This is a genomic window from Mesorhizobium erdmanii (assembly GCF_013170725.1).
GTDB classification, from domain to species: Bacteria; Pseudomonadota; Alphaproteobacteria; order Rhizobiales; family Rhizobiaceae; genus Mesorhizobium; species Mesorhizobium erdmanii.
Genome location: NZ_CP033361.1, coordinates 2,276,127 through 2,300,659, shown reverse-complemented (window position 1 = coordinate 2,300,659; position 24,533 = coordinate 2,276,127). Strand labels below are relative to the sequence as shown.

Below are 24,533 nucleotides of genomic sequence, written 5' to 3'. Positions count from 1 at the left end.
ACTAATGGAATTGCACGGCGTTGGCGATGGAGGGCGAAGCGCCGAAATGCCTGATTTGCCGGCTTTTGCAAGGCGATCCCCTGAATGACACGCATTGCTCGCAAAATAATCGCGAAAACTTTACTGGCCATCGCGCCGGACGAAGAGCAATCCAGCCATATTCAGGCTTTCTCGCAATTCGACCCCTTTCCGCGTTCATGATCTCATCGCTCCATGTTGCCGAACAGGGCGTTGGCTCGAAGACCATCGCCCTGCTGCACGGTTTTGGCGGTTGCCACGATGTCTGGCGCGACGTGATCGCCCTGCTCGGCCCCTCCGCGCGCACCCTTGCCTATGACCTGCCGGGGCACGGCCTCTCGCTCGACTTTCCGGGCGCCGGCCCTGCAAAGGTTGCGGCACGGGCCGTTCTTGCCGATCTCTCCGCCCGAGGGCTGAAACGTGTTCATCTCGTCGGCCATTCGATGGGCGGCGCGGTGGCGGTGCTGACAGCGCTGGCCGGGCCTGAGAAAGTGGCCTCGCTGACGCTTCTGGCGCCCGGCGGTTTCGGCCCGGAAATCAACGGGCCATTGTTGCGCCGCTATGCCGGCGCGGAGAGCCTTTCCGAGATCCTCGCCTGCCTTGCCGCCATGTCGGGGCCACGGGCGCGGCCTTTCGATCACACCGCCGATAGGCTCCGCGACATGCGCAAGCGGCCCGGGCAACTGGAAAAACTCGTCGAAATCGCCGCCGCCATGACAAGGGACGACCGGCAAGGCGTCATCCCGCGCGACCAGTTGGACAGGCTGGCCATGCCGGTGATGGTGGTGTGGGGCAGTAATGACGCGGTGCTGCCCTTCACCCAGGCGGATGACCTGCCGGCACGCTTTCATGTCCATCACGTGCTGGAGGCCGGCCATATGCTGATCGAGGAAGCGCCGGATCTGATCGCCGGCATTATCCTGCGCAACATGAACCGCCGCACCAGGTCCGTCCGCCCGAAACTCGCCGCCGCCACCGGTTAAGTTCCTGCCAACGCGCCAGCGCCAGCGCCCCGCTCCACCTCGCCAGTGCATTTTGCCGGCGGCTGTGTTAACCCGGTGTTAACCAAACCCCGCGAGGCAGACGCCGATGAAGGACGCAGGCGAAAAGATCGATCCGTCAAGGAAACTGTCCGATGCCATCCGTGATGTGAAGAATGCCTTCGCCGACCGCGACGATGTCGTCGTCGACATGCGCGAAGCGCATCGCATGCGCCTCGATCTTCTGGCCGCCGAACTCGCACCCGTCTTTGCCGACGTGCCCGCGGACATGGACAATTTCGACTTCGTCGTGTCCTCTGGCCTGCAGCCGCGTCTGTGGATCGATGCCGTCAGCCATGTCGCGATGGGGCGCGACCGCCGTACCTACCGCTTCCTCAAGGACACTCGCATCGGCCGCGTGGTGCTTGCCGAATCGACCGACATGAAACCGGTTGCCGATTCCGTGACCCGCTACGTCGCCGAACGCATCGTCGAGCGCCAGAGGATGATGGAGGGCGGGGCGGAACCGGCCGTCGCCGGCATGAAGCGCGCCGCGGTGGCGGAAGCCGAGCCGCCGCTGCGGTCAGCGCAACGCGGGAAGGGCTGGTCGGCCTTCATGTCGGGCCTTGGCCTGGTCGCCGCCGGCGCGCTGGTCGGCCTGGCGGTGTCGGTCGCCCTGTTCTGGGACCGCATCGTGGCGATGGGGCTCAGCCTGCGGCCATAGCGGCTTCCGCGCCGATCTCCAGCGTCTGCAGATCGGCGGGCGGCATCGCCGGCCCGGTCAGGCCGCGCCGCGTCAGGCGGATGCGCCAATTGCCCTTTTCGCCATCGATGTCGAACAGATTGTACTGCGCCGGCGGATGCTTGCCGCCCGGCGCCTGGCCGGCGGCGGCGACGCCGACCACCGGAACCCTGGCGCCGCGCGGACCGATCTGGAACAGCGACGGCAGATGCGAATGTCCGTGCAGGACAAGCTCCGCGCCATGCTTGCGGATGACCTTTTGGAAGCGGGCGATCCCGAACAGCCGCTTGTGCTGCGAAACGGCACCGCGCACCGGCGGATGGTGAATCATGATCGCGCGAAACAGACCTTGCCCGCCGCTGTCGCGCAGGATCTTGCCGAGCCGCTCCGCCTGCCCTTCCATGAAGAAGCCATTGGCCATGAAGGGTGCCGTGGCGCGCGCCGTCGAGACGCCGATCAGCGCGACATTGCCACGCACGCGCAGATAGGGGAACGCGTTGCGGTCGACCGGCGTATTGACGCCGTCGCCGCTCATCCAGGCCGCCCACGACCGGCAGACCTTGTCGAAGGCGCCCGGCACATAGGCGTCGTGGTTTCCCGGAACGACGGAGACGTCGTGCGGCGATCCCAGCGTTTCCAGCCAGTGCTTGGCCATCTCGATCTCGCCGTCGAGCGCCAGATTGACCAGGTCGCCTGTGACGGCGAGATGGTCGGGGCTCTGCGCCTTGATATCGGCGGTGATGGCGTCGATGACGGCGTCATGCATGTGGCGGCGGCGATTGCGCTGCCAATTGACGTAGCCGAGCACGCGCTTGGAGGCGAGATCGCGATAGGATACATCGGGTAATGGCCCCAGATGGACATCGGAAATATGCGCGAGCCTGAACATGCATCCTTCATAGGCGACGCGCGCGCGCCTTGCTACAAAAGCTTGGCTTTCCACCCACGGTTTTGCTGCCGATGACGACCGATGCCGAAGCCGCCTTCCGCCAGACCGGCTGGGCGGGGCTGCGAGCCAGGCTGTTCCATCTCTATTTCGTGCTGCGGCGGCCGATGACGCTGGGCGTGCGTGGCCTCGTCCATGACGCCGCCACGAATTCCGTCTTTCTCATTCGGCATACCTATGTACCCGGCTGGCAGTTGCCCGGGGGCGGCGTCGAAGTCGGCGAAACGCTGGCCGAAGCGCTGGCGCGCGAGCTCGCCGAGGAAGGCAATATTGCGCTGGCCGCACCGCCGGTGCTGAAGTCGATGCATTTCAACCGCCGCTCCAGCCGCCGCGACCATGTCGGCTTCTATCTCATCGGGCAGTTCAACCAGACCACGCCGAAGCTGCCCGACCATGAGATCGCCGAGGCCGGCTTCTTCCCGCTCGACCGCTTGCCGCAGGGCACGACGCCGGCAACGCTGCGGCGCATCGCCGAGGTTTTTGGGGACGAACCCGCGTCACCCTATTGGTAAGCTTGCCTCAGCTGTTAAAATAGGTCCGAGCTGTATTGATCAAGAAAAATACGTTGGGGCGATTCTATGGATGTGGGACAAGTAAAATCAGTGAACGTTTGGCCCTATGTCGGCTTTTATAGTCTGATGATGGTGGGCTTGACCGCCGTGTTTATCGCCATAGCAATGATGTTTCGGTCGCTGCCGGACAGCTTCGGCAATGCAAGCGGCTTCGCCATCACGTTCGGGTCAACCTCTTTCGCCTCTTACAAATTCGTCAAGAGGAACCTTCGGCTTTTCAATCGAGACGAATATTGGAAGATAACGCTTCTTTCGTCTCTGGCCTCGTGCCTGCTTTCATTGGTATTCGTGGGCCTCGCTGTCGCGGGCGGGGCCATGCCGGGAAGCGATACCATGCCTGCTCTCGTCTGGGTTTTCGTCCTGCTGTTTGCCGGGCTTGTGGTTTTCGGCATCAATGCCCTGGGCTACTCCAGCCGCATGGGCAAGAGTTTCCTGAAAGCGGAGCTTGCCAGGCAGGCTCGCCTCAACACGGAAACCTTCCGATAGCCACTTGCCCGCCGGGGAGATCTCAGATCGCGAACCGCGCCCGGTCATGCGGCGCGGTATAGTCCAGTTCCGGCCCAACCGGCACGATCCGTGTCGGATTGATCGTCTCGTGGCTGGCGTAATAGTGCGCCTTGATGTGATGCAGGTTCACGGTCCCGGCGACGCCTGGCACCCGGTAGAGGTCGCGCAGATAGTTCGACAGGTTGGGATAGTCGGCGATGCGGCGCAGATTGCATTTGAAATGGCCGACATAGACCGGGTCGAAACGAACCAGCGTGGTGAACAGCCGCCAGTCGGCCTCGGTGATGCGGTCACCGACGAGATAGCGCTGTTTTGACAGCCGCTCCTCCAGCGTATCCAGCGCCGCGAACAATTCGCCGAACGCCTCCTCATAGGCGCGCTGCGTGGTGGCGAAGCCGGCGCGGTAGACGCCGTTGTTGACCGCGGGATAGACCATCGCATTGACGCGGTCGATCTCGCGCCGCAGGTCCTGCGGATAGAAGTCGAGGCTTGCATCGCCCCATGCGTCGAACGCCGTGTTGAGCATCCGGATGATCTCGGAAGACTCGTTGGAGACGATCGTCTGCTGCTTCTTGTCCCACAACACGGGCACCGTCACCCGGCCGGAATAGGCTGGATTGGCCTTGGCATAGATCTGGTGCAGGAAATCGAGACCGTAAAGCGTGTCGCCAGTGGCGCCATCCTCGGCCAGGAATGTCCAGCCGTTGGCGCCCATGAAATGATGCACGACCGAGACGGAGATGGTGTCTTCCAGTTTCTTCAGCGCGCGAAAAATCAGCGTCCGGTGCGCCCATGGGCAAGCGAGCGATACATAGAGGTGATAGCGCCCGGGCTCCGCCTTGAAGCCGCGCGCGCGGCCTTCAGCCGGCGCTCCCTCGACGGTGATCCAGTCGCGCCATTGCGATTGCGTCCTGACGAACCTGCCGCCATTGTCCGCCGTGTCGTACCAGCGATCCTGCCACCTGCCTTCGACCAGCAATCCCATGCGAATCTCCTTGCATCCTTGGGTGCCATGTAGGCGCAAGCTTGCGTTGTCGAAGACGTCAGCCGCTGAACAGACCGTCACTTGACGAAGACGGCGGACGTATCAGGCCAATTGCAGCGGCCGAAAATTGATGCTAGCGGACACTCCGCATGTTCGATTTTGCTTTGATCCGGTTTGACCGACGACGAAAGGGCGCCCGCGCTTGATGAAGCGCTGACTGGCGAATGCTGCCGTTTGCAGCAAACCTTTCCTCCTTACCGGAACGCAAAGACCATGAGCCTTGCCGACGTGAAATACCTGCCGGAAACTCCGGCGCATGACCCTGAAATCGAAGCCATCAATGACGAGGCCTTCGGCCCCGGCCGTTTCGTACTGGCCGCCTACAAGATCCGCGAAGCCGGCGGCCACGAGCGGGCGCTGTCCTTTGTCGCGGTCGACGGCGACATTGTCGTCGCCTCGGTGCGCATGACCCGCATCGCCGCTGGCGCCGGCCGCGCGCTGATGCTCGGGCCGCTTGCCGTGCGGCCGGCCTTCAAGAACCTGGGCATCGGCCGCCGGCTGGTGGCGATCGCGCTCGAAGCGGCCGCAAAGGCCGGCTCACCAGCCGTCATCCTGGTCGGCGACGAACCCTATTACGGGCCGCTCGGCTTCAAGCGCATCCCGCGCGGCCAGATCTCGATGCCACGCCCTGTCGATCTCGACCGCCTTCTGTCGCACGAGATCACGCCGGGCGCGGTTGCCAGGCTCACCGGCGAGGTCGGCCACGCCAGCCGGGCCAGGGTCGCCGAGCACGTCTAGATGTTTGATCCCAGGCTTTGATGGGGCATCCTTATCTTCCGAATCAAAGGATGCGCTATGGGCCAGGTTCTGCATGGGAGCGCCACAACGACAGAGGCGGTCCGTCGAGCGATACAGTATAGTCAAGAGAGCCTGAGGGCTCTGGCCAAGCGCTACGGGATCAACCAGAAGACGGTCGCCAAATGGAAGAGGCGAACTTCAGTCGCCGATCTGCCGACTGGTCCGAAGGAACCGAGATCGACAGTGCTCTCGATCGAGGAGGAGGCAATCATCGTCGCCTTCCGGCGCTACACGTTGCTACCGCTCGACGACTGCTTTTATGCCTTGCAGCCAACCATCCCGCACCTGACGCGGTCTTCATTGCATCGCTGCCTGCAACGCCATGGCATCGGCCGCCTGACGGATGTCGAGGGTGACAAACCGGCGAAGAAGAAATTCAAGAGCTACCCGATCGGCTACTTCCACATCGACATTGCCGAGGTGAGGACCGAGCAGGGCAAGCTGCACATGTTCGTCGCCATTGATCGGACCTCGAAGTTCGCCTTCGTCGAGTTGCACGAGAAGGCCCCCACCGCCGTCTCGAGAGACTTTCTACTGCGCCTGATCGCGGCCGTTCCCTACAAGATTCATACCGTGCTTACCGATAACGGCATTCAGTTCACCACGCCCGGTGCCGGTGGCTCGGCGGTGCCGCTGATCAAGGAGGCAATCGCCAATGGCGAGATCTTCCGCGCTCACGCCTTCGAGTACACCTGCGCCAGGAACGACATCGAGCATCGCACGACCAAGGCGAGGCATCCGTGGACCAACGGCCAGGTCGAGAGAATGAACCGAACCATCAAGGACGCCACCGTCAAGCGCTTCTACTATGAGGGCCACGACCAACTACGCACCCATCTCGCCGACTTCGTTGCCGCCTACAATTTCGCTCGCAGGCTCAAGACCCTCAAAGGTCTCACCCCATACGAGTTCATCTGCAAGGCATGGGTCTCACAACCGGAACGCTTCAAACTCAATCCGCTCCAGCAAATGCCGGGACCAAACATTTAGAGCAATTCCAGGAAAAGTGTGAAACGGTTTTCCAGGGACCGCGTAGCGCTCCCCCTTGGGAGTTACGTCAAGGCAGAGAGTTAGACGGCTTGACCTGGCCCGCCGATCCGGGCCTGATCCGTCCCTGTTTCAGAGGAGAGGATGACGCCATGAACCCGAACGGCCAGATCGCGATCGTGACCGGCGGCGGCTCCGGCCTGGGCGAGGCGACGGCGCGTGCCCTTGCCGCCAAGGGGGCCCGCGTCGCCATCTTCGATGTCGGCATCGACCGCGCCGCCAAGGTCGCGGCCGAGATCGGCGGCATTGCCGTCCAATGCGATGTCAGCAGCGCCGACAGTGGCGCCGCCGCCCTCGCCGTGACGGCAAGCAAGCTGGGCGAGCCACGCATCCTGGTCAATTGCGCCGGCATCGCCATTGGCATGAAGACCGTCGGCAAGGACGGGCCGCATCCGCTCGATCAATACCGCAAGGTGATCGAGGTCAATCTGATCGGCACCTTCAACATGATCCGCCTCGTCGCCGACCGCGCCTCCAGGCTCGAGCCGCTGCAGGGCGGCGAGCGAGGCGTCATCGTCAACACCGCTTCGGTCGCCGCCTATGACGGCCAGATCGGCCAGGCAGCCTATTCCGCCTCCAAGGGCGGCGTGGTCGGCATGACGCTGCCGGTAGCGCGCGACCTTGCCCGTTCCGGCATTCGCGTCTGCACCATCGCACCCGGCATCTTCAAGACACCGATGATGGCCGGCATGCCGCAGGAGGTACAGGATTCGCTCGGCGCCGCGGTGCCCTTCCCGTCCCGCCTCGGCGAACCGTCCGAATATGCCGCGCTTGCGTTGCACATCATCGAAAACCAGATGCTGAACGGCGAAACCATCCGCCTCGACGGCGCCATTCGCATGGCGCCGAAGTAATGAATGTCGCCCGGAACCGCAGAGCGGCTTTGGGGCAACGACATGCATCGATCACCTGCCCGGCCGGCATCGTCGTTTTATAAGTGGAACAGGAAATCAACGTAGCAGAGCGAGACCCTTGGACGAAAAAAAGAAGGACGTGATCCGCGAGACGGACGCCGAGGCGGTCCGGCTGGCGAAGACGCTTCTGCGCAGCGCCCGCTTCGGCGCCCTGGCGGTGCTGGAGCCGCAGACCGGCTCGCCGTTGGCAAGCCGGGTCGGCGTCGCCACCGACATCGACGGCGCGCCGCTGATCCTGGTCTCGATGCTGTCGGCGCATACGCCCGCCATGCTTGCCGATCCACGCTGCTCCCTGCTGCTCGGCGAGCCCGGCAAGGGCGACCCGCTGGCGCATCCGCGCCTGACGTTGACCTGCCAGGCGTCGCGGCTCGAGCGTGGCTCGGACGCGCATGGCCGTGCCGAGCGCCGTTATCTCAACCGCAATCCCAAGGCGAGCCTTTATGCCGGGCTCGGCGATTTCTCGATCTTTCGCCTCGAGCCACAACGTGCCAGCCTCAATGGCGGCTTCGGCAAGGCCTATTTGCTCGATCGCTCCGATCTCGTGACCGGCGGCCCCATCGTCGAAGAGCTTGCGGCGGGCGAACAATCCGCCATCGAACACATGAACACGGACCATCTCGACGCGATCGCTGTTTATGCGTATCGTTATGGCGGGGCATCTGGCGACGGCTGGCGCATCGCTGGTTTGGACGCCGATGGTATGGATCTGGTGGCGAGAGACATTGTTTGCCGGGTATTTTTTCCACAACCTCTGATATCGGCGCGGGAATTGCGACCCGTTCTGGTCGAGATGGCGAGGAGCGGCCGGGCTGCAGGGCAGGCAAATAGTGAAACTTAATTGCATTTGATCAAAAGCAACACTTGAGATTTGAAAGAAATGTTCTACCTTTCAGAGATGGCGCTGACTCGTCGGTTGCCTTTCGCAAGTGACTTTATGGATTCAGGCGCCATTGCCCCCATGGTGCCTCGATGAGCAAACAGCATGGGGCATTCATGGTCTCGACAAAGCTAATCGCCAACGCAGAATCTGCTGCCGAATTTCTGATGCTGATGGGCAGCGAAAAACGGCTGTTGATCATGAGCTATCTGATCGACGGTGAAATGTCGGTCGGCGCGATCGCCGAAAAGGTGATGCTCAGCCAATCCGCTCTCTCGCAGCATCTGGCCAAGTTGCGGGCGCTCGACCTGGTGGATACCCGCCGTGACCGTCAGATGATCTACTACTCCTGCAAATCCGATGCGGTGCGCGAGTTACTCGTCGTTCTGGATGGTATTTTCGGCACCGGCAGGGAAGACCTGTCCCAGATGGCACAGAGATTGCGCCGCGCAGGGACTTGACCGGACGCGCCTGCCGCCGTTTACCTCGCTAACGATTTCCGGAGCGTGGCTTGTGTGTCTCTTTCGATGCATGGCCGCGCTCTCGATTTTTGAGCGGAGGATATGGACCCAATTCGCATTGAGGACCCGCGCGATCCCAGGGTCGCCGGCTATCTCGATATCCGCGAACGCGATCTCGCCGGCCGGCAAGGCCGTTTCGTCGCCGAAGGCAAGGTGGTGCTCGACCTGCTTCTGTCGTCCGGCCGGCTCAGTGCCGAATCCGTTCTTGTCCTGGAGAACCGGCTCAGCGGCCTGACGGAGATCCTGCGCAAGGCGCCGGCGGACCTGCCGGTCTACGTCGTCACCAGCACGCTGATGGACGCGATCGCCGGCTTCCACATGCATCGCGGCATCCTCGCCATCGGCCGCAAGGAGACACCACAAGCGGCCGGGCCATTACTGGATGCCTTGCCCGCTCAGGCCTTGGTTGTAGTGCTCATCGGCATCGCCAACCACGACAATATGGGCTCGATCTTTCGCAATGCCGCCGCCTTCGGCGCGGATGCGGTGCTGATGGACGCGACATGCTGCGATCCACTGTACCGCAAGGCGATCCGCGTTTCGGTCGGCGCCGCGCTCAAGATCCCGTTCGCATCCTTCACCGATAGCGCTGGCTTTACCGCGATGCTCGCCGAACGCGGTTTTGAGCAATTCGCCCTGTCGCCGCGCGGACGAACCGAGATACGCGACGCAGACCCGGCCGCACGCCTGGCGCTCTATCTCGGCACCGAGGGCGAAGGCCTCCCCGAAAGCCTGCTCGACCGGCTGCACACGGTGCGGATCACCATGTCGGAAGGCTTCGACAGCTTGAACGTGGCGGCCGCGTCAGCCATCGCACTGCATCATTTCTCGAACCGCTGACTTGCTTTGGACAGTTCGACGATGCGCGTCGTACCGGCCGCGCTCGGCGCGACATCCATCCTTCAGTTGGCGTCGGCCTTCTGCAGCGCCCGCACGCGATCTGCAAGGCTGCGGTCACCGGACCGTGAATCCTGAGGTGCCGCCAGCGCCTTGGCGATCGGTGAATCCGGGCCCTCGAGCTTGGCCGTCAGGTGGACGACTTCCGCCGCAAGCTCGTTCATCTGCTCGCGTAGCGCGGCACTGCCATTCGCTGAGCCCGACGATGCCATGGCGCCGAGATCGGCCTTCAGCCGCTTGTTCTCGCGCGCCAGTGCCGTCAGCCTGGCCTCCAGCCGCTCGCGATCGTTGTCGAGCTTGGCGATCGCCTGATCCAGATCATCGCGCTGCCTAGCCTCGTCATTCTTGGCCTCGCCATTCCTGCCCTCGTCATGCCTGACCATCTCATCTGGCTTGCCGACCAGCCGCAAGGCCGTTACACCGTCCTCGGCCTTCACCTTTTCGCGCATACGCGCCAGCTCCTTTTCGCGGCGATCGAGCTTGTCCTCGCGATCAGCCAGCGTTGCCAGCAGCCGCTCGACCTTCTTGTCGAGTTCGGCCACCCGTTTCTTCTCGACCTTTAACGCATCGCGTGCCGCCTTGCTTTCGGCCGCGATCTCCTGATGGCGCCGATCCGTCTCCTTGCGCTGGCCGCGCAGCAGCGAGATGTCGCTCGCAAGCTTCTGCAGCTCAGATTCCCGCGCCACGAGCTCGATCTGCCGGCTGGAGGAGGAAAAACTGGCATCGTCGTACATGTGCTCCAGCTTTTCGAGCTCGAGCGCCCGCTTCTCCAGTTTGCGTTCGGTTTCCTTGAGCCGCTCCGAAAGCTGGTGCAACTCCTCTTCGCGCTGCCGCAGCGCCTCGTTCTTGGCGCCGAGTTCAGCGAGCGCGTGGTTCTTGTCCGTGCGCTCGACCGCCAGCCCCTTCAACGCCTCGCGGCCACGATTGATCTCGACCAGTTGTTCGGCCGCCTTTTCGCGCAGCGCCTTGACGTTCATTTCGAGGCGGCGCGTGGCCATGGCGTACTCGGCCCGGATGCGGTCCTTGTCGGCCTGAATTTCGGTCTGCGTCAACGGGATGGAGGCCTCGATCCGCCTGCGGGTCAGCGCGACGGCACGCCGCCAGACGGCTGGAGCAACCATCAGCGCCAGAAAGCCGGCGCACAGAAAGCCAAGGGCAAAGAACAGGACCGACTGAACCAAAGGACAACCCGCTATCGGCGGCAACCGCTTGGACTGAACCGCATCATACTGGCATGGCGGAAATCCGGCGCTGCGGCAAGAGCTTGCCACAGCGCGTGGAGGGTCACAGGTCTACAATTCCCATGGAAAAGTTGGCATTGCGGTCAGGATGGATGGGAATCAGAACGGATTCCAGGTCGCCCGCTCGGTCAGCTTCAAATAGCCGAGATTGACTCCGAGCCGCGCGCCGACGCCGGTGCGGATCGGCACCAGGAGCACGTTGTTGTTCTTCAGCACATTGAAGCCGACGCCCGCCACCACATAGGCCGAGCCGGCGACGCCGCCATAGCGGTTGTAGAGGTTGCTGACATCATCGAGATTGTAGACCAGCATCATCACCCGAGACCCCTCGCCGCCGAAATCCCAGCCCAGCGACGGGCCTTGCCAGAACACTTTGTGGTCGCCGGCATTCTTGGTGTAGAGCGTGCCTTCGCCATAGGTCAGGCCACCGATCAGCGCGCCCGACCCCTCCTCGCCGAGTAGATAGCCATTGGGCAGGCCGTAGGAGGCGAAGATCTTCTCGACGACGGTGGCAAGCCCACCCGATGTCGCGCCGAAGAACTTGTGACCGGAATCGATAATCTCCTGAGCGGTATATTCCTGGGCCCGCAGGGCTGAAGTCGAAAAGACGAGAACGCCCATGAGCGTGATCGCCATTGAGAGGACGCGGAGGAAACTCCGGTCATAGAATCGGGAAAACATGCTTCCAATCTCCGTCATGAAGCACTTTCGCCGACGCCTCGCATCCGGTCCGGCTCTTTAGGCGGCCGTTAAGGATGACTGTTAGGGGCAAACTATGCCGTAATCCTTTTTCAACCATTAACTCCCACAGGAAGATGGCGGTTCGAAGGCTGGCTTTTGGGATCACGCGGCGCCGGAGCCTGCGCGAACGCGCCATTTGCCCCAACGAAAATTTTGGTTTTGTTGCTGTACGTACGAGTGCTGTGTATTCAGAAAGCGTCGGGTTGGAGCATGATTCGTGTTGGGCGGGCACGACAATCAATCGCTTGGCCACGAATTGTGGAATTTTGCAGGGATTTTCACCGATGGCCGATCTGTTCACCCTTTCCGCGCCTGATCTCGCGGCGCTTCTGTGCAGCCGCGTCTGCCACGATATCATCTCGCCGGTCGGCGCGATCAACAACGGGCTCGAACTGCTTGACGAGGGCGGCGCCGATGAAGACGCCATGCGGCTCATCCGCCAGAGCGCCAGGAACGCCTCGGCCCGGTTGCAGTTCGCCCGCATAGCCTTCGGCGCGGCGGGCTCCGCCGGCATGCTGATCGACACAGGCGACGCGGAAGCGGTGGCCATTGCCTTCCTCAAGAATGAAAAGCCGGAACTGACCTGGAACGGAGCTCGCGCGCTGCTGCCCAAGAACAAGGTCAAGCTGCTGCTCAATCTGATCCTGGTCGCCAACGCCGCCATCCCGCGCGGCGGCAAGCTGGCCGTCACCCTCGAGAATCTCGACACCGAGCCGCGCATCTCCCTTTCGGCGAGCGGCCCGATGCTGCGCGTGCCGCCGAAATTCCTCGAACTGCATTCCGGCCACAAGCCGGAAGAGCCGATCGATGCGCATTCGGTGCAGCCATACTACACGCTGCTTCTGGCCCGAGAGGCCGGCATGACGATATCGATCCATGCGACAGCGGAAGAAATCGTGCTTTCGGCGGCCTGAGCATCCGGCCGATTTGCCGGGAGCGCAAAGTATTTCAACATCGTAATATTGCCGTGATGGCTTGATCGGACGCGTTGAGCTTCTCTCGGTCGGCTGCGTCGAAGCAGATGCGAAGAAAAGCCTTCCCGGCGTCTTGTTGACAAAAATTTTACCTAATGGATTTTCGGGTTCTTTACCAGATCGGTCTAGGGTGCTCGGCAGATGCCCGCACGACCGGATTGCCCAAGGGCAAAGAGGACCCGGAAATGAAACGCTGCATGTTCGTCGACGATTCAAGCGTCATCAGGAAGGTTGCAAAACGCATCCTGGGCGGTTCCGACATGATGATCATCGAGGCAGCCAGCGGGCTTGATGCACTGGAGATGTGCGCCGCCGACATGCCCGACATCATCGTCGTCGACGGCGCCTTGCCGGACGTGCAGGCTGTTGACCTCATCCGCCGCGTGCGCGCCATGGAAAGCCCGATAAGGCCGCAGATTCTGATCTCGCTGGTCGAACTCGATATCGCCTCGATCATGCGGGCCAAGCGCGCCGGCGCCCAGGGCTATCTTCTGAAGCCGTTCAATCGCCCGCAGCTGCTCGAGCGCTTTCGCGCGCTGAAAATCGCCGCCTGAAAACGGCGGCAGCCCATTCTCACTGCAGATCCATGACGCGAAAAACCCGGCCGAGGCCGGGTTCTTTGTCGTGGATGACGAAAATCGGGCGGCGCTCGCCACTCAGGCGCTGACACGGATATCCTCGGGTTCGCGCAGCACATAGCCGCGGCCCCAGACCGTCTCGATATAGTTCTGACCACCGGACGCGGCGTCGAGCTTCTTGCGCAGCTTGCAGATGAAGACGTCGATGATCTTCAGTTCCGGCTCGTCCATGCCGCCATAGAGGTGGTTGAGGAACATTTCCTTGGTGAGCGTGGTGCCCTTGCGCAGCGAGAGCAGCTCCAGCATCTGGTATTCCTTGCCGGTGAGATGCACACGCTGGCCGCCGACTTCAACGGTCTTGGCGTCGAGGTTGACCACCAGGTCACCGGTGGTGATGACCGACTGGGCGTGACCCTTGGAGCGTCGCACGATGGCATGGATGCGCGCCACCAGCTCGTCCTTGTGGAACGGCTTGGTCATGTAGTCGTCGGCGCCGAAGCCAAGGCCGCGTACCTTGTCCTCGATGCCGGCCATGCCCGAGAGGATGAGGATAGGCGTCTTTACCTTGGACAGGCGAAGCGTTCTCAACACCTCATAGCCGGACATGTCGGGCAGGTTGAGATCGAGAAGGATGATGTCGTAATCGTAGAGCTTGCCCAGATTGACACCCTCTTCGCCGAGGTCGGTCGTATAGACATTGAAACTTTCCGATTTCAGCATCAGTTCGATGCTCTGTGCGGTTGCACTGTCATCTTCTATCAGCAGAACACGCATTTAATTCCCCTTTTCTGCTGCCGGACCATTTCACGACCCGTCCGGAACCGGAGCAGTGGTTGCCTTGTGCAGAGGCTGCCATGAAATGGTTAACAAAATCTAATTTCCCGCCCACGACGGTACCAGATTTTTTAACCTCTTTCTACACCCTCTTGAATCTAATAACGAATCCCAGACCCAAATCCCTAATGCAACACATTAACAACCTGGACTAAGCGACTCCAGGGACTCATCGACGCGCCTTCGCTTCGGCGGCCGGAATTTTTACCCGGCCTTAAGTCCTGACCCGTATGATTAACAATGCCCGTAAACGAATGGTTACCGCCGGCAAAAAACTTTAGGGTTTTGTTTCCCATAGTAGGGGGAAAGCCGGTGGACACGGGCAGTGCCTGGGCCTTTCCAGGTGGTTTGGACGATATGTGCGGGTGTGCGTTTCCGGGAGTACCGAATCATGAAGTCACGTGAACACCTCGTTCGGCTGAAACAGTTTCAGGTGAATGAGAAGCGGCGGCAGCTGCTGCAGCTCGACATGATGATTGCCGAGTTCGAACGCATGGCCGTCGAACTGGAGCTTCAGATCACCGCCGAGGAAAAGAAAGCCGGCATCACCGACATCAATCATTTCGCCTATCCGACCTTCGCCAAGGCGGCACGCTTGCGCCGCGACAACCTCAGAAATTCGCAAAGCGACCTCGCCCAACAGCGAAGCGCTGCCGAATCATTACTCGGCGAAGCTGAAGCGGAGCTTTCCAAGGCCGAAATGCTGGAATCGCGCGACACCAAGGTTCGCGAGGCCGAAACCGGCGGCCGCAGCGCCATGATCGGCTGACACCGAGATACAGATAGTGCGCTTGCCATTTGGGCGGGCGCGATATGCCGACTTCCAGTCAGGCCCCCGGCCAAGCCGGTTGAGTAGGGCCAAGCTCGCTCGAGCAGGAAGCATCCGCCTTCAGGCGGCCCACTCCCCTTCATTCGCGGCGGTTGCCCGCGCCCGGGCATCCTTGATGTCCGGCGCGTGCTGTTCCGCCCATGACCTGATCTGGGTAAGCAGTCCCGCCAGGTTCTGGCCGAGTTCGGTCAATTCATATTCGACGCGCGGCGGAATGACCGGGAAGACCTCGCGCCGCACCAGGCCGTCGCGTTCCAGCACACGCAATGTCTGCGTCAGCATCTTGGGCGTGATGCCCTCGAGCTTGCGGGCAAGCTCGCCATTGCGCAACCGGCCTTTGCGCAGCGCGCAGACGACCAGATAGACCCACTTGCTGGCCAGCATCTCCAGCACGGTGTGCGACGGACATGTCCGCCGGAACGCGTCGTAGCCAAAGGAGGAGTTATCTTCACTATCCATGGGGTACCTATATATCGATGAGGTACATACTGGACAAGGGAATATTACTATCCAAATGATAGCGGCACTCACCAATCAGGAGACCTCGCCATGCGTGCCGTTACTCAGGCTTCCGTCGGTGGACCCGACGTTCTCGTCCTTGCCGATCAGCCCGACCCTTCGCCCAAAGACGGCGAGGTGCTGATTCGCGTCCGGGCAGCCGGCGTCAACCCGGTCGATGGCGCTGTCCGCGCCGGCTATTATCCACTGCTTGGTGAGCCTCCCTTCATCCTTGGCTGGGATATGTCGGGAACCGTCGTAGCGTTGGGCGCCGGCGTCGGTGGCCTCAAGGTCGGCGACGAAGTGTTCGGCATGCCGCACTTCCCCAAGCAGGCGGCGGCTTACGCCGAGTTGGCCGCGGTGCCAGCCGACGAGATCGCGCTGAAGCCGAAGGCGGCGGACCACATCCACGCAGGCGCATTGCCGCTGGCCGGGCTGACCGCCTGGCAAGGCCTTGTCAGGCACGGCGCGTTGCGATCGGGCCAGCGCGTGCTGGTGCATGCGGCGGCTGGCGGCGTCGGCCATCTGGCGGTGCAGATCGCCAAGGCGCGGGGCGCTTACGTCATTGCCACCGCCAGCCCGAACAAGCTCGATTTCGTGCGCAAGCTCGGCGCCGACGAGGTCATCGACTACACCAGGGGCGACTTTACCAGCCAGGTCAGCGATATCGACTTGGTGCTGGAGCCGGTGGGCGGCGAGCATGCCGATCGCTCGCTGCGGGTCATCAGGAACGGCGGTGTGCTGGTGTCCTTGCTGAACGTGAACGATGCCACCAGGGCGCAGGCCAGCGCACGCGGCATCAGGGTCGAGCGCATGTCCGTCGTGCCTGATCGCGAAGGCCTGGTGGAACTTGGCCGGCTGATCGACCAGAACAAGCTCATCGTCCACGTGGCGAAGAGCTTTCCGCTCGAACAAGCGGGGGCCGCCCATGCGTTTCTCGCCACCAGGCCGATCGGCAAGGTGGTGCTGACGGCCTGACCGCCGACGGTTGCTTAGAAAACTTAAGGGCGCGGCATGCGGCGCCCTTTGATGCAATTTAGACCGGCTCTAGTGCCGGTATTGCTGGATGCGCGTTGTGCGCAGTCCGGCAAGGCCATATTCGTCGATAGACGCCTGCCAGGACAGGAATTCCTCGGTGGTCAGCTTATAGCGCTGGCATGCCTCTTCGAGGCTCAAAAGCCCGCCCCGCACCGCCGCGACCACTTCCGCCTTGCGCCGGATAACCCAGCGACGCGTGTTCGTCGGCGGCAGATCGGCAATCGTAAGTGGGCTGCCGTCAGGCCCGATAACATACTTCACTCTAGGTCTAACCAGATCGGTCATCGTACTCTCTACAAAAAACTCAAAGACCCAATCCCCGCCACGTTACCGCCACAGCTTTAAAAATTGCCTAAGCAGACCCTAATGACTAGGTAAGGATCGTGAATGCCGCGTTAGTCTTTTCGCGGGCATTTGATTCATCGGCCCTGAAGCCGTGATTTAGCGCGAAGAAATACACTGGCTTGCGAAAATCCGAGGCTATGAGGGAATGGGTCCGCAAGCTGGCGCCGCCGCAAAGCTTGACCTATATTCTCGACATTGGCATTCAGACGCCACGCAGAATGAAAGCATCATGAACAGTCTCGACCTTCCCGGACGTCCCGAAAACACCCGCATCGTCGTCGCCATGTCGGGCGGCGTAGATTCGTCCGTGGTCGCCGGCCTGCTGAAGCGCGAAGGCTATGATGTCGTCGGCGTCACCTTGCAACTCTACGATCACGGTGCGGCAACGCACCGGGCCGGCTCATGCTGCGCCGGACAGGACATCGACGATGCGCGCCGCGTCTCCGAGACGCTGGGCATTCCCCACTATGTGCTCGATTACGAGGAGCGCTTCCGCAAGGCGGTCATCGACCCCTTCGCCGAGAGCTATGTCGCCGGCGAGACCCCCATCCCTTGCGTCTCGTGTAACCAGACGGTGAAGTTCGCCGATCTCCTGGCCACCGCCAAGGACCTGGGCGCCGATGCCCTTGCCACCGGTCACTATATCCGTTCCGGCGCCAATGGCGCCCACCGCGCGCTCTACCGGCCGGTCGATGCCGACCGCGATCAGAGCTATTTCCTCTTCGCCACCACGCAGGCGCAGATCGACTATCTGCGCTTTCCCCTGGGCGGCCTTTCGAAGCCGCAGGTCCGCGCCATTGCCGAGGAGATGGGACTGACGGTTGCCGCCAAGCAGGACAGCCAGGACATCTGCTTCGTGCCGCAGGGCAAATATTCCGACATCATTGCCAAGCTAAAGCCGGCCGCCGCCAATCCGGGCGACATCGTCCACATCGACGGCCGCGTGCTCGGCCGCCATGAGGGCATATTGCGCTACACGATCGGCCAGCGCCGCGGCATCGGCATCGCGTCGGGCGAGCCGCTCTATGTCGTCCATCTCGACGCCGAACGGGCCCGCGTCGTTGTCGGCCCGCGCGAGGCGCTGGAGACGCACAAGATCTATCTGCGCAACATGAACTGGCTTGGTGACCGACCGCTTGCCGATGTTCCCGCCGGCGGCCTCGAGCTGTTCGCCAAGGTGCGCTCGACCCGGCCGCCGCGTCCGGCGGTGCTGCGTCACATCGCAGGCGTGACGACGGTCGAACTGGCCGACGGCGAGTCCGGCATCGCCCCTGGACAGGCCTGCGTGCTCTATTCCGACGACGGCAACGAGGCCCGTGTCTTCGGCGGCGGCTTCATCGAGCGCTCCGAGCGCGGCGCCGAAGCCGAGGCCATGCTGAGCCGGCTTGCCGCTCGGCCGGCGCAGGTTCCCGCCGAGTAGATCCTCGGCGCTGTTCGAAATCCACTCTGGCGATGGCCGCCGGAGCAGAGCTTCCAAACGTCTCAGGACTTCGTGTGGGTGACCGTGCCCGCCGTCAGGATGCGCAGCACCCTGATCGCTTCCTCGCCGCTGGTGCGCGGTTCGGCCCGCGTCTCGATGCACTGGATGAAATGCTCCAGTTCGCGCGTCAGCGGCATGCCTTGCGCGACGGCGACATAGGACGGCTCGTTGGTGGTGAAAGCCCACTGGCCGCTGTCCTGCCAGACCGCGTGGCGGTAGACGGCAAGCTTGCGCTCCCACGGCTCGACATCGTCGAACACCGCCATCGCCTTGGTGCCGACCACGGTCAGCCGACGTTCGCGGTATGGATTGAGCCGCGACGCGAAGAGATGGCTGCGCAGGCCGTTGGGGAAGCGCATGTGCAGATGCGCGAAATCGCTGAGGCTGTCGAGCAGCGCCGCCCCCTCGCCGCGTACCTCGATCGGCTCGGTGCCGGTAATGGCCAGGATCATCGACAGATCGTGCGGCGCCAGATCCCACAGCGCATCGTTCTCGGTGTGGAACTTGCCGAGGCCAAGCCGGTGCGAATGGATGTAGCGGACCTCGCCGAGTTCGCCCTTGTCGATCAGCCCCTTCAGCGTCTCGAAGGCGGGATGGAAACGCAGGACGTGGCCGACCATGAAGACGCGGCCATTGTCCTTGGCTGCCTGCACCGCGCGCTCGGCATCCGGCACCGTCAGCGCGATCGGCTTTTCAACCAGCACGTCCTTGCCGCTTTCAGCGGCGCGTACGGCAAGGTCGGCATGGAACTGCGGCGGCAAGGCCATGACGATGGCGTCGATATCGTCCCGGCCAAACAAATGGTCAGGCTCGATCGCCAGGCAATCCTGTTCGCTGGCAAAACCTTCGGCTCGCGCCCGGTTGGCGTCGGAAACCGCATGCAGCGCGCCGAGCGCCTTGAGGGTGCGGATGTGGTTTGAGCCCCAGTATCCGCAACCGAGGACTGCAATGCGCGGCTTCATCTGTTTCAAACTCTAAAAACTCGTGGCCGAGACATAGCGACGTGCCCGTTCGAACTCAACCCCGGCGGTTGCAACCAGATGTCGGCGCGGCAAAGCTTTTTCGGCAATGAGAATATGCGGTGATATGGAATGCTTCGAAGCTTGACAGGCTCGCCCTCCCAACCTTATATCCGCGCGACCTTGGCGAACGCCTCGAAATGCCTTTTGATCTAAGGCGGATTTCGGGCCTGTCGCCGCCCTGGCGGGGTAGCTCAGTTGGTTAGAGCACGGGAATCATAATCCTGGGGTCGGGGGTTCAAGTCCCTCTCCCGCTACCACTTCAAACCCACTCCTTTGACGTCGTGCGGGAAGGCACGCTCGCCAAGAGTGCCGTCAGCCGAGCAGCGATTTCACGTTCAACCCGGTCGGTTCTCGACGGACCTCGAAACACCGTGACAGTTTCGACCAAGTCCCGCATTGCCTCTGCACGTTCGGGATCGCCAGAAGCAATGCCCTCGGCCGCACTCCAAACACCTTATCTCGGTGTCCACGAAACCGGCAACAAGCCAGCCGCATCCCGCACAAAACAGTGCGAAACGCCAGTTTCCGGCGGGGGCGCTTCAAAAAATGATGGTTGAGCGTTGCTCACAAAGGCAGCGCTCAAGTTGTATGCCTGGCTTGGGCTTTTACAGGAAATGCGGCATCGGCGGTCATCGTTGGCTGAAACCACGATCGGTGAGACGACGCTGGACTCGACAGCGATGGCGCCCGGATCGCGCTCGGAATTATCTTTGCGATCGGACAAACATGTTCTTGGTCTCGAATTATAAGGTGCGCGCGATTGTTGACGAAATGTTATTGTAGCATCCCCGACTTCGGCGGCGCGCCTCCTAAACTCGAAAGGCACATCGATGCCAGCACGGGACATCCCAGGATTTCAGGGGCGCTTGCTTCAGGCTGCGTTCTCGCGTCGCTTTGAGGGCCTCAATGGGTATCTGCTTGCGGTGGCCGCGGTGGTCGCCATGTTCGCCGTCAGATTTGCATTGACGGGTGTTCTAGGCACCACCCTTGCCTTCATACTTTTCATTCCGGTCATCCTGCTGGCGGCGATCCTGGGCGGTATCGGTCCCGGCTTGGCTGCGGTCCTTCTTTCATTCGCTTCGGCCGCCTATTTCACCGGTTTCGATCAAGTCAGTTGGCTGCAGGCTGTCGTCTTCGGCCTTGTCGGGCTCACCATCGCCTGGATGGGAGAGATGCTGCATCACGCGCGCCGTGCGCTGGACAGGACAGAGGTAGAACTGAAGTCGCGCGAAGCGCATCTGCGCTCGATTTTGGACACGGTTCCCGACGCAACCGTCGTGATTGACGAGCAAGGGCTCATCACCTCTTTCAGCGCGGCGGCCGTTCGCCAGTTCGGCTACACCGAGGCGGAGGTTCTGAATATCAATGTCCGCATACTGATGCCGGAGCCGTATAACAGCCAGCATGACGGCTACATTCAACGATATAAGGCGACCGGTGAGAAACGTATTATTGGGATCGACCGCGTGGTCGTCGGACGCAGGAAGGACGGATCGACCTTCCCAATGAAGCTCTCTGTCGGAGAGATGCAATCCGGTGAGGGAAGGTTCTTCACGGGCTTCATCCAGGACCTGACCGAACGCGAGGAATCCGAAGCACGGTTGCAGGAACTCCAAAGCGAACTGGCCCGGCTCGCCCGTCTGAACGAACTTGGCGAAATGGCCTCGACGCTTGCGCACGAGCTCAACCAGCCTCTCTCGGCCATTGCAAACTATTCGCAAGGATGCGTTCGATTCCTGAAGGCTCTCGATAACAAGACGGCCGAGCCATTGAGGGACGCGCTGGAGGAGATAGCAAAGCAATCGCTTCGAGCAGGCGGCATTATTCGCCACCTGCGCGAATTCGTCACGCGCGGCGAGACAGATAAGTCGTCGGAAGATCTGCACAGGCTGATCGAGGAGGCTGGGGCGCTGGCGCTGGTCGGGTCTCGCGAGCAAGGCGTGCGGTCAGTGTTTGATTTCGCTCAGCACACCGAGAATGTTCTCGTCGACCGCGTGCAGATTCAGCAAGTCCTGATCAACCTGATGCGCAATGCCATGGAGGCCATGCGCGAAAGCGCCAGGCGCGAGCTGATCGTCAGCACGGCCCGCGACGACGGCGACATGCTGATCGAAGTCGCCGATACGGGTCCAGGAATTTCGGACGAGATCGCCGCCAATTTGTTTCAGCCTTTCGTCACAAGCAAAGCCAGCGGGATGGGTATCGGGCTTTCAATCTCCAAGCGCATCATCGAAGCGCATGGCGGCAAGATAGCAGCCCGCCGAAACGGAAACGGCGGGGCGACGTTCCGACTGTCCCTGCCCATCGCGCCAGAAGGGGTGTCGGATGCAACCTGACACCTATTTGGTCCACATCGTGGACGATGAAGAGCCGGTCCGCAGGTCCCTTGGTTTTCTGCTGAGCGTGATGGGTTTTAACGTACAAATCCATGAGTCAGCTGAGAGTTTCCTTGCTGCAACTCCCTATAGTGGCAACGCCTGTCTCATCACCGACTTGGGCATGCCCGACATGAGCGGCGTGGAACTCCTGGAGCGGTTGAACAAAACGGGGGCAATGATGCCCTCGATCGTCATCACAGGCCGCGGCGATGTCCCCATGGCGGTGGCCGCCATGAGAGCCGGGGCGGTCGATTTCATCGAAAAGCCGTTCGAGGACGAAGTGCTGGTCGACGCGATCAAGCGGGCCGTAAGCAAATTCGACGAAGCAACGAAAGATGAGGACTTGTCAGCACTACACACCAGGCTCGAGCAATTGTCGGACCGAGAACGCGAAGTCCTGTCGGGCGTGATCGCGGGGCTGGCGAATAAGACGATCGCCTACGATCTCAACATCAACCCGCGAACGGTCGAGATCCATCGCGCCAACGTCATGGCGAAGATGCAGGCCAGGAGCCTGCCAGAACTTGTTAGGATGGCAATCGCCGTGAATTTGCTCGATAAGCGCGGGTGATTTCGGCGAATTCCGGAGTTGTTAAGCGCCACTTTGCAGACGGCCGCCCTCCCAACACCCGATGAGGCGCTGTTGCACTTCTGGCTATGGCCGTGTTTCGCGCCGCTCCGGGCAGCCAACCTTCGGACATTGAGACCATCGTGCCTTTGCGGCCTCGGCAGGATCACGCCATCGATTGGCGCTCTTGGAACTGATCTCCAATGAGCATCGATACAAGCGAACAGCACTCGATCTCGGCGTCTATCGCTTGCTGCTGTTGTATTGACCAATTTGGCTAACCAACCTCCGGGGAGACTGCTCACGGGACAAATGATTTAAATCAAGGTGTGGTTGGGTCCTGGCTGGTTAAAGCGTGAACCACCTTACTACAGGTTCGAGGGATTGAGGTCGTGCGCGTGCTGGTCCCAATGCTGGTTTTGCTTTTCGCATTGTGGCGACCGGCCGCAGGCATTGCAGCCGAGCTTGGCATTCTCGTCGATCTTTCAGATCAAACGATGACGGTATCCCTTGACGGACGACCTACATATAGTTGGCTGGTGTCGACCGCTCGCCGTGGCTACCGAACTCCCGTGGGGAGGTTTCATCCAGGCTGGCTCGCTCGGGTCTGGTATTCCAGCAAGTACGAGAATGCTCCCATGCCGCACTCGATCTTCTTCTATGGCGGCTACGCCATTCACGGCACGACGGAGATTAAGCGATTGGGCCGTCCAGTTTCTCACGGCTGCATCCGTCTCCATCCCAACAATGCCAGAATCCTATTTGATCTGGTGCAGGCATATGGCTTGAAATCGACCTCGATCGTCATCAGACGTTGAGACCGATCTGGAGCTCCCATCTGCTACTTTGGCCCCCATGCTCACATGTAGCACGGCGGTGATCGGGCAAGGGATAGACGCAGGCCCGTTGCCCGTCATTGTTTCGTTTTCATGCCGATGAGGCTTGCGGTCTGATCCGTAGCCCGAGAGTTTCGCGCCAAAGTCTCACCCTGGCCCCGGCCCCCGCGTTTCGCAAGTAGCTTCCCCCCGTGCGGCGGCAGGCATTCCTTGATGTAAGTCAAGGCAGGAGAACCCCCTTCTTCATTAGATGGGCAAACTGATTGGGGTTTGGGGCGTGTCTGAATGAATCAGGTGATAACTCTGGTTACCGGAGGAGCGGGTTTTATTGGCTTCCACTTATGCAGGCGCCTCCTCGACGAAGGAGACGCCGTTATCTGTTTAGATGATATGAGCACCGGCACGCAGGAGCATGTCGATCGCCTGGCGGTTCATAGGAATCTTCGTTTCATCCGCCATGACGTCACGCGACCCATCAACCTTCATGTGCATCGCATCTTCAATCTAGCCTGTCCGGCCTCGCCAGCGGCTTACGAGGCGGATCCGATCAAGACCACCCTCACGAATGTGCTCGGCACCCGAAACATGCTTGAACTGGCACGCTCCAACGGGGCGCGCTTCGTCCAAGCGTCAACGTCGGAGGTTTATGGCGATCCCGAGGTCCATCCGCAGCCCGAGGGTTATCGCGGCAACGTCTCTACTACGGGTCCTCGCTCTTGCTACGACGAGGGTAAACGCTGCGCCGAAAGTCTCGTGTTCGACTACGAGCGAGTGCACAGGCTGAATGTGCGCGTCGCACGGATCTTCAACACCTATGGACCCGGAATGCGCGAAGATGACGGGCGTGTTGTGTCGAACTTTGTGGTGCAGGCTCTCCGGGGTCGGGATCTCACAGTGTACGGCGATGGGTCCAATACCCGATCCATGTGCTACGTCGACGACATGGTCGAGGGCTTGGCGCGGCTAATGAAGGCAGACTCTCCTGTCGCCGGCCCGATCAATCTCGGCAACCCACGCGAAATCAGCATTCTGGATCTCGCCCGAATGGTCAGCACCATGGTTGGCTCTGCCTCTACTATCGTTCACCTCCCCGCGGTCGTCGATGATCCTCGGGTGCGTTGCCCAGATATCACTCGCGCCAAAGCCAAGCTCGACTGGGAGCCAAGGATCGCACTTGAAGAGGGACTTCGCAGGACGATCGGCTTTTTCGCCGAAAGGCTAGTCGTACAATCGCCATCGGCCGGGCCGGATCGAGGCAGAGGCTCTCTCGGTGTCGTCGAGGATTCGGCGGCCTCATTGTGCTAGAT

General features: G+C 61.5%; 27 protein-coding genes and 1 tRNA gene. 20 read left to right on the top strand and 8 right to left on the bottom strand.

The features are described from left to right. Window positions 1-197 precede the first annotated feature (197 nt). Window positions 198-1,001, top strand: a complete 804-nt coding sequence (locus tag EB233_RS11095) for an alpha/beta fold hydrolase (protein WP_064989733.1) — start codon at window positions 198-200, stop codon at window positions 999-1,001. A gap of 106 nt (window positions 1,002-1,107) precedes the next feature. Next, a complete protein-coding gene (locus EB233_RS11090) occupies window positions 1,108-1,722 on the top strand; it encodes a hypothetical protein (RefSeq protein WP_064989734.1) in 615 nt (204 codons plus the stop codon). Here the strand turns inward: EB233_RS11090 and EB233_RS11085 are convergent. Continuing rightward, window positions 1,706-2,629 (bottom strand): metallophosphoesterase family protein, encoded by a 924-nt coding sequence (locus tag EB233_RS11085; protein WP_064989750.1) that lies wholly within the window; start codon window positions 2,627-2,629, stop codon window positions 1,706-1,708. The two genes, EB233_RS11090 and EB233_RS11085, sit on opposite strands and share 17 nt — an antisense overlap. 71 nt (window positions 2,630-2,700) lie before the next feature. On the opposite strand from EB233_RS11085, the gene EB233_RS11080 reads away from it, so the two are divergent. Continuing rightward, window positions 2,701-3,198: an NUDIX domain-containing protein gene (locus tag EB233_RS11080; protein ID WP_064989751.1), complete on the top strand. Its 498-nt coding sequence runs from the start codon at window positions 2,701-2,703 to the stop codon at window positions 3,196-3,198. A 66-nt stretch (window positions 3,199-3,264) separates the two neighbouring features. After that, window positions 3,265-3,744, top strand: coding sequence for an ABZJ_00895 family protein (locus EB233_RS11075; protein WP_155765359.1), 480 nt, complete (start codon window positions 3,265-3,267; stop codon window positions 3,742-3,744). 22 nt (window positions 3,745-3,766) lie between these two features. Here EB233_RS11075 and EB233_RS11070 read toward each other — a convergent pair whose 3' ends face one another. After that, window positions 3,767-4,750, bottom strand: coding sequence for a glutathione S-transferase family protein (locus EB233_RS11070; protein ID WP_064989736.1), 984 nt, complete (start codon window positions 4,748-4,750; stop codon window positions 3,767-3,769). Window positions 4,751-5,023: 273 nt separating this feature from the next. Between EB233_RS11070 and EB233_RS11065 the strand changes: the two genes are divergently transcribed. The 6 genes from EB233_RS11065 to EB233_RS11040 all read left to right on the top strand — a co-directional run bounded on the left by EB233_RS11065 (window position 5,024) and on the right by EB233_RS11040 (window position 9,807). Further along, complete coding sequence (locus EB233_RS11065) at window positions 5,024-5,548, top strand: GNAT family N-acetyltransferase (RefSeq protein ID WP_064989752.1); 525 nt, start codon at window positions 5,024-5,026, stop codon at window positions 5,546-5,548. A 57-nt stretch (window positions 5,549-5,605) separates the two neighbouring features. Then, on the top strand, window positions 5,606-6,598 hold the full coding sequence (locus EB233_RS11060) for an IS481 family transposase (protein WP_027055055.1): 993 nt from the start codon (window positions 5,606-5,608) through the stop codon (window positions 6,596-6,598). A gap of 149 nt (window positions 6,599-6,747) precedes the next feature. Next, window positions 6,748-7,509 (top strand): 3-hydroxyacyl-CoA dehydrogenase, encoded by a 762-nt coding sequence (locus EB233_RS11055; RefSeq protein ID WP_064988861.1) that lies wholly within the window; start codon window positions 6,748-6,750, stop codon window positions 7,507-7,509. A 118-nt stretch (window positions 7,510-7,627) separates the two neighbouring features. Beyond that, window positions 7,628-8,407: a HugZ family pyridoxamine 5'-phosphate oxidase gene (locus EB233_RS11050; protein ID WP_064988862.1), complete on the top strand. Its 780-nt coding sequence runs from the start codon at window positions 7,628-7,630 to the stop codon at window positions 8,405-8,407. Between the two features lie 155 nt (window positions 8,408-8,562). Then, the gene (locus EB233_RS11045) at window positions 8,563-8,907 is read left to right on the top strand and encodes an ArsR/SmtB family transcription factor (RefSeq protein ID WP_064988986.1); all 345 of its coding nucleotides are present in this window, start codon (window positions 8,563-8,565) and stop codon (window positions 8,905-8,907) included. Window positions 8,908-9,009: 102 nt separating this feature from the next. After that, window positions 9,010-9,807: a TrmH family RNA methyltransferase gene (locus EB233_RS11040; protein ID WP_064988863.1), complete on the top strand. Its 798-nt coding sequence runs from the start codon at window positions 9,010-9,012 to the stop codon at window positions 9,805-9,807. Between the two features lie 62 nt (window positions 9,808-9,869). Here the strand turns inward: EB233_RS11040 and EB233_RS11035 are convergent, their stop codons facing one another. Together EB233_RS11035 and EB233_RS11030 are read right to left on the bottom strand one after the other, a co-directional pair. Then, the gene (locus EB233_RS11035) at window positions 9,870-11,045 is read right to left on the bottom strand and encodes a coiled-coil domain-containing protein (protein ID WP_064988864.1); all 1,176 of its coding nucleotides are present in this window, start codon (window positions 11,043-11,045) and stop codon (window positions 9,870-9,872) included. A 159-nt stretch (window positions 11,046-11,204) separates the two neighbouring features. Beyond that, on the bottom strand, window positions 11,205-11,741 hold the full coding sequence (locus tag EB233_RS11030; RefSeq protein WP_244277619.1) for a DUF1134 domain-containing protein: 537 nt from the start codon (window positions 11,739-11,741) through the stop codon (window positions 11,205-11,207). Between the two features lie 389 nt (window positions 11,742-12,130). Here EB233_RS11030 and chpT point away from each other — a divergent pair, with 389 nt between their 5' ends. Both chpT and EB233_RS11020 read left to right on the top strand, forming a co-directional pair. Next, window positions 12,131-12,760 (top strand): histidine phosphotransferase ChpT, encoded by a 630-nt coding sequence (chpT, locus tag EB233_RS11025; protein ID WP_027056921.1) that lies wholly within the window; start codon window positions 12,131-12,133, stop codon window positions 12,758-12,760. Window positions 12,761-13,005: 245 nt separating this feature from the next. Beyond that, entirely contained in the window at window positions 13,006-13,374 is a 369-nt protein-coding gene (locus EB233_RS11020) for a response regulator (RefSeq protein ID WP_013893382.1), read from the top strand. 102 nt (window positions 13,375-13,476) lie between these two features. On the opposite strand, the gene ctrA is transcribed toward EB233_RS11020, so the two are convergent. Beyond that, window positions 13,477-14,172 (bottom strand): response regulator transcription factor CtrA, encoded by a 696-nt coding sequence (gene ctrA, locus EB233_RS11015; protein ID WP_064988865.1) that lies wholly within the window; start codon window positions 14,170-14,172, stop codon window positions 13,477-13,479. Window positions 14,173-14,623: 451 nt separating this feature from the next. Between ctrA and EB233_RS11010 the strand changes: the two genes are divergently transcribed. Next, the gene (locus tag EB233_RS11010; protein WP_027056920.1) at window positions 14,624-15,001 is read left to right on the top strand and encodes a flagellar export protein FliJ; all 378 of its coding nucleotides are present in this window, start codon (window positions 14,624-14,626) and stop codon (window positions 14,999-15,001) included. A gap of 120 nt (window positions 15,002-15,121) precedes the next feature. Here EB233_RS11010 and EB233_RS11005 read toward each other — a convergent pair whose 3' ends face one another. Beyond that, entirely contained in the window at window positions 15,122-15,520 is a 399-nt protein-coding gene (locus tag EB233_RS11005; protein ID WP_027056919.1) for a winged helix-turn-helix transcriptional regulator, read from the bottom strand. Window positions 15,521-15,610: 90 nt separating this feature from the next. On the opposite strand from EB233_RS11005, the gene EB233_RS11000 reads away from it, so the two are divergent. After that, a complete protein-coding gene (locus EB233_RS11000) occupies window positions 15,611-16,537 on the top strand; it encodes an NADP-dependent oxidoreductase (RefSeq protein ID WP_064988866.1) in 927 nt (308 codons plus the stop codon). 69 nt (window positions 16,538-16,606) lie between these two features. Here the strand turns inward: EB233_RS11000 and sciP are convergent, their stop codons facing one another. Continuing rightward, the gene (gene sciP / locus EB233_RS10995; protein WP_006203587.1) at window positions 16,607-16,882 is read right to left on the bottom strand and encodes a CtrA inhibitor SciP; all 276 of its coding nucleotides are present in this window, start codon (window positions 16,880-16,882) and stop codon (window positions 16,607-16,609) included. Between the two features lie 289 nt (window positions 16,883-17,171). On the opposite strand from sciP, the gene mnmA reads away from it, so the two are divergent. Next, on the top strand, window positions 17,172-18,362 hold the full coding sequence (gene mnmA, locus EB233_RS10990; protein ID WP_064988987.1) for a tRNA 2-thiouridine(34) synthase MnmA: 1,191 nt from the start codon (window positions 17,172-17,174) through the stop codon (window positions 18,360-18,362). Between the two features lie 62 nt (window positions 18,363-18,424). Here the strand turns inward: mnmA and EB233_RS10985 are convergent, their stop codons facing one another. Then, a complete protein-coding gene (locus EB233_RS10985) occupies window positions 18,425-19,384 on the bottom strand; it encodes a Gfo/Idh/MocA family protein (protein WP_064988867.1) in 960 nt (319 codons plus the stop codon). Between the two features lie 240 nt (window positions 19,385-19,624). On the opposite strand from EB233_RS10985, the gene EB233_RS10980 reads away from it, so the two are divergent. From EB233_RS10980 to EB233_RS10960, 5 genes are all read left to right on the top strand, one after another. Next, a tRNA-Met gene (locus tag EB233_RS10980) sits at window positions 19,625-19,701 on the top strand. A 573-nt stretch (window positions 19,702-20,274) separates the two neighbouring features. Next, window positions 20,275-21,780, top strand: a complete 1,506-nt coding sequence (locus EB233_RS10975; protein ID WP_064988868.1) for a PAS domain S-box protein — start codon at window positions 20,275-20,277, stop codon at window positions 21,778-21,780. Next, a complete protein-coding gene (fixJ, locus tag EB233_RS10970; protein WP_064988869.1) occupies window positions 21,770-22,393 on the top strand; it encodes a response regulator FixJ in 624 nt (207 codons plus the stop codon). Before EB233_RS10975 ends, fixJ begins: the two co-directional genes overlap by 11 nt. Window positions 22,394-22,782: 389 nt before the next feature. Then, the gene (locus EB233_RS10965; protein WP_244277620.1) at window positions 22,783-23,208 is read left to right on the top strand and encodes a L,D-transpeptidase; all 426 of its coding nucleotides are present in this window, start codon (window positions 22,783-22,785) and stop codon (window positions 23,206-23,208) included. 303 nt (window positions 23,209-23,511) lie between these two features. Next, window positions 23,512-24,531: a UDP-glucuronic acid decarboxylase family protein gene (locus EB233_RS10960; RefSeq protein ID WP_064988871.1), complete on the top strand. Its 1,020-nt coding sequence runs from the start codon at window positions 23,512-23,514 to the stop codon at window positions 24,529-24,531. The last annotated feature ends 2 nt before the right edge of the window (window positions 24,532-24,533 follow it).

What these genes read in the sequence shown, in the direction of transcription:
- ctrA (WP_064988865.1), bottom strand. Translation starts at nt 14,172, where the DNA reads ATGCGTGTTCTGCTGATAGAAGATGACAGTGCAACCGCACAGAGCATC.
- EB233_RS11060 (WP_027055055.1), top strand. Translation starts at nt 5,606, where the DNA reads ATGGGCCAGGTTCTGCATGGGAGCGCCACAACGACAGAGGCGGTCCGT.
- EB233_RS11040 (WP_064988863.1), top strand. Translation starts at nt 9,010, where the DNA reads ATGGACCCAATTCGCATTGAGGACCCGCGCGATCCCAGGGTCGCCGGC.
- fixJ (WP_064988869.1), top strand. Translation starts at nt 21,770, where the DNA reads ATGCAACCTGACACCTATTTGGTCCACATCGTGGACGATGAAGAGCCG.
- EB233_RS11065 (WP_064989752.1), top strand. Translation starts at nt 5,024, where the DNA reads ATGAGCCTTGCCGACGTGAAATACCTGCCGGAAACTCCGGCGCATGAC.
- EB233_RS11055 (WP_064988861.1), top strand. Translation starts at nt 6,748, where the DNA reads ATGAACCCGAACGGCCAGATCGCGATCGTGACCGGCGGCGGCTCCGGC.
- EB233_RS11045 (WP_064988986.1), top strand. Translation starts at nt 8,563, where the DNA reads ATGGTCTCGACAAAGCTAATCGCCAACGCAGAATCTGCTGCCGAATTT.
- EB233_RS11020 (WP_013893382.1), top strand. Translation starts at nt 13,006, where the DNA reads ATGAAACGCTGCATGTTCGTCGACGATTCAAGCGTCATCAGGAAGGTT.
- chpT (WP_027056921.1), top strand. Translation starts at nt 12,131, where the DNA reads ATGGCCGATCTGTTCACCCTTTCCGCGCCTGATCTCGCGGCGCTTCTG.
- mnmA (WP_064988987.1), top strand. Translation starts at nt 17,172, where the DNA reads ATGAACAGTCTCGACCTTCCCGGACGTCCCGAAAACACCCGCATCGTC.
- EB233_RS11095 (WP_064989733.1), top strand. Translation starts at nt 198, where the DNA reads ATGATCTCATCGCTCCATGTTGCCGAACAGGGCGTTGGCTCGAAGACC.
- EB233_RS10975 (WP_064988868.1), top strand. Translation starts at nt 20,275, where the DNA reads ATGCCAGCACGGGACATCCCAGGATTTCAGGGGCGCTTGCTTCAGGCT.
- EB233_RS11085 (WP_064989750.1), bottom strand. Translation starts at nt 2,629, where the DNA reads ATGTTCAGGCTCGCGCATATTTCCGATGTCCATCTGGGGCCATTACCC.
- EB233_RS10985 (WP_064988867.1), bottom strand. Translation starts at nt 19,384, where the DNA reads ATGAAGCCGCGCATTGCAGTCCTCGGTTGCGGATACTGGGGCTCAAAC.
- EB233_RS11000 (WP_064988866.1), top strand. Translation starts at nt 15,611, where the DNA reads ATGCGTGCCGTTACTCAGGCTTCCGTCGGTGGACCCGACGTTCTCGTC.
- EB233_RS11005 (WP_027056919.1), bottom strand. Translation starts at nt 15,520, where the DNA reads ATGGATAGTGAAGATAACTCCTCCTTTGGCTACGACGCGTTCCGGCGG.
- EB233_RS11090 (WP_064989734.1), top strand. Translation starts at nt 1,108, where the DNA reads ATGAAGGACGCAGGCGAAAAGATCGATCCGTCAAGGAAACTGTCCGAT.
- sciP (WP_006203587.1), bottom strand. Translation starts at nt 16,882, where the DNA reads ATGACCGATCTGGTTAGACCTAGAGTGAAGTATGTTATCGGGCCTGAC.
- EB233_RS11075 (WP_155765359.1), top strand. Translation starts at nt 3,265, where the DNA reads ATGGATGTGGGACAAGTAAAATCAGTGAACGTTTGGCCCTATGTCGGC.
- EB233_RS11080 (WP_064989751.1), top strand. Translation starts at nt 2,701, where the DNA reads ATGACGACCGATGCCGAAGCCGCCTTCCGCCAGACCGGCTGGGCGGGG.
- EB233_RS10960 (WP_064988871.1), top strand. Translation starts at nt 23,512, where the DNA reads ATGAATCAGGTGATAACTCTGGTTACCGGAGGAGCGGGTTTTATTGGC.
- EB233_RS11010 (WP_027056920.1), top strand. Translation starts at nt 14,624, where the DNA reads ATGAAGTCACGTGAACACCTCGTTCGGCTGAAACAGTTTCAGGTGAAT.
- EB233_RS11030 (WP_244277619.1), bottom strand. Translation starts at nt 11,741, where the DNA reads ATGGCGATCACGCTCATGGGCGTTCTCGTCTTTTCGACTTCAGCCCTG.
- EB233_RS11070 (WP_064989736.1), bottom strand. Translation starts at nt 4,750, where the DNA reads ATGGGATTGCTGGTCGAAGGCAGGTGGCAGGATCGCTGGTACGACACG.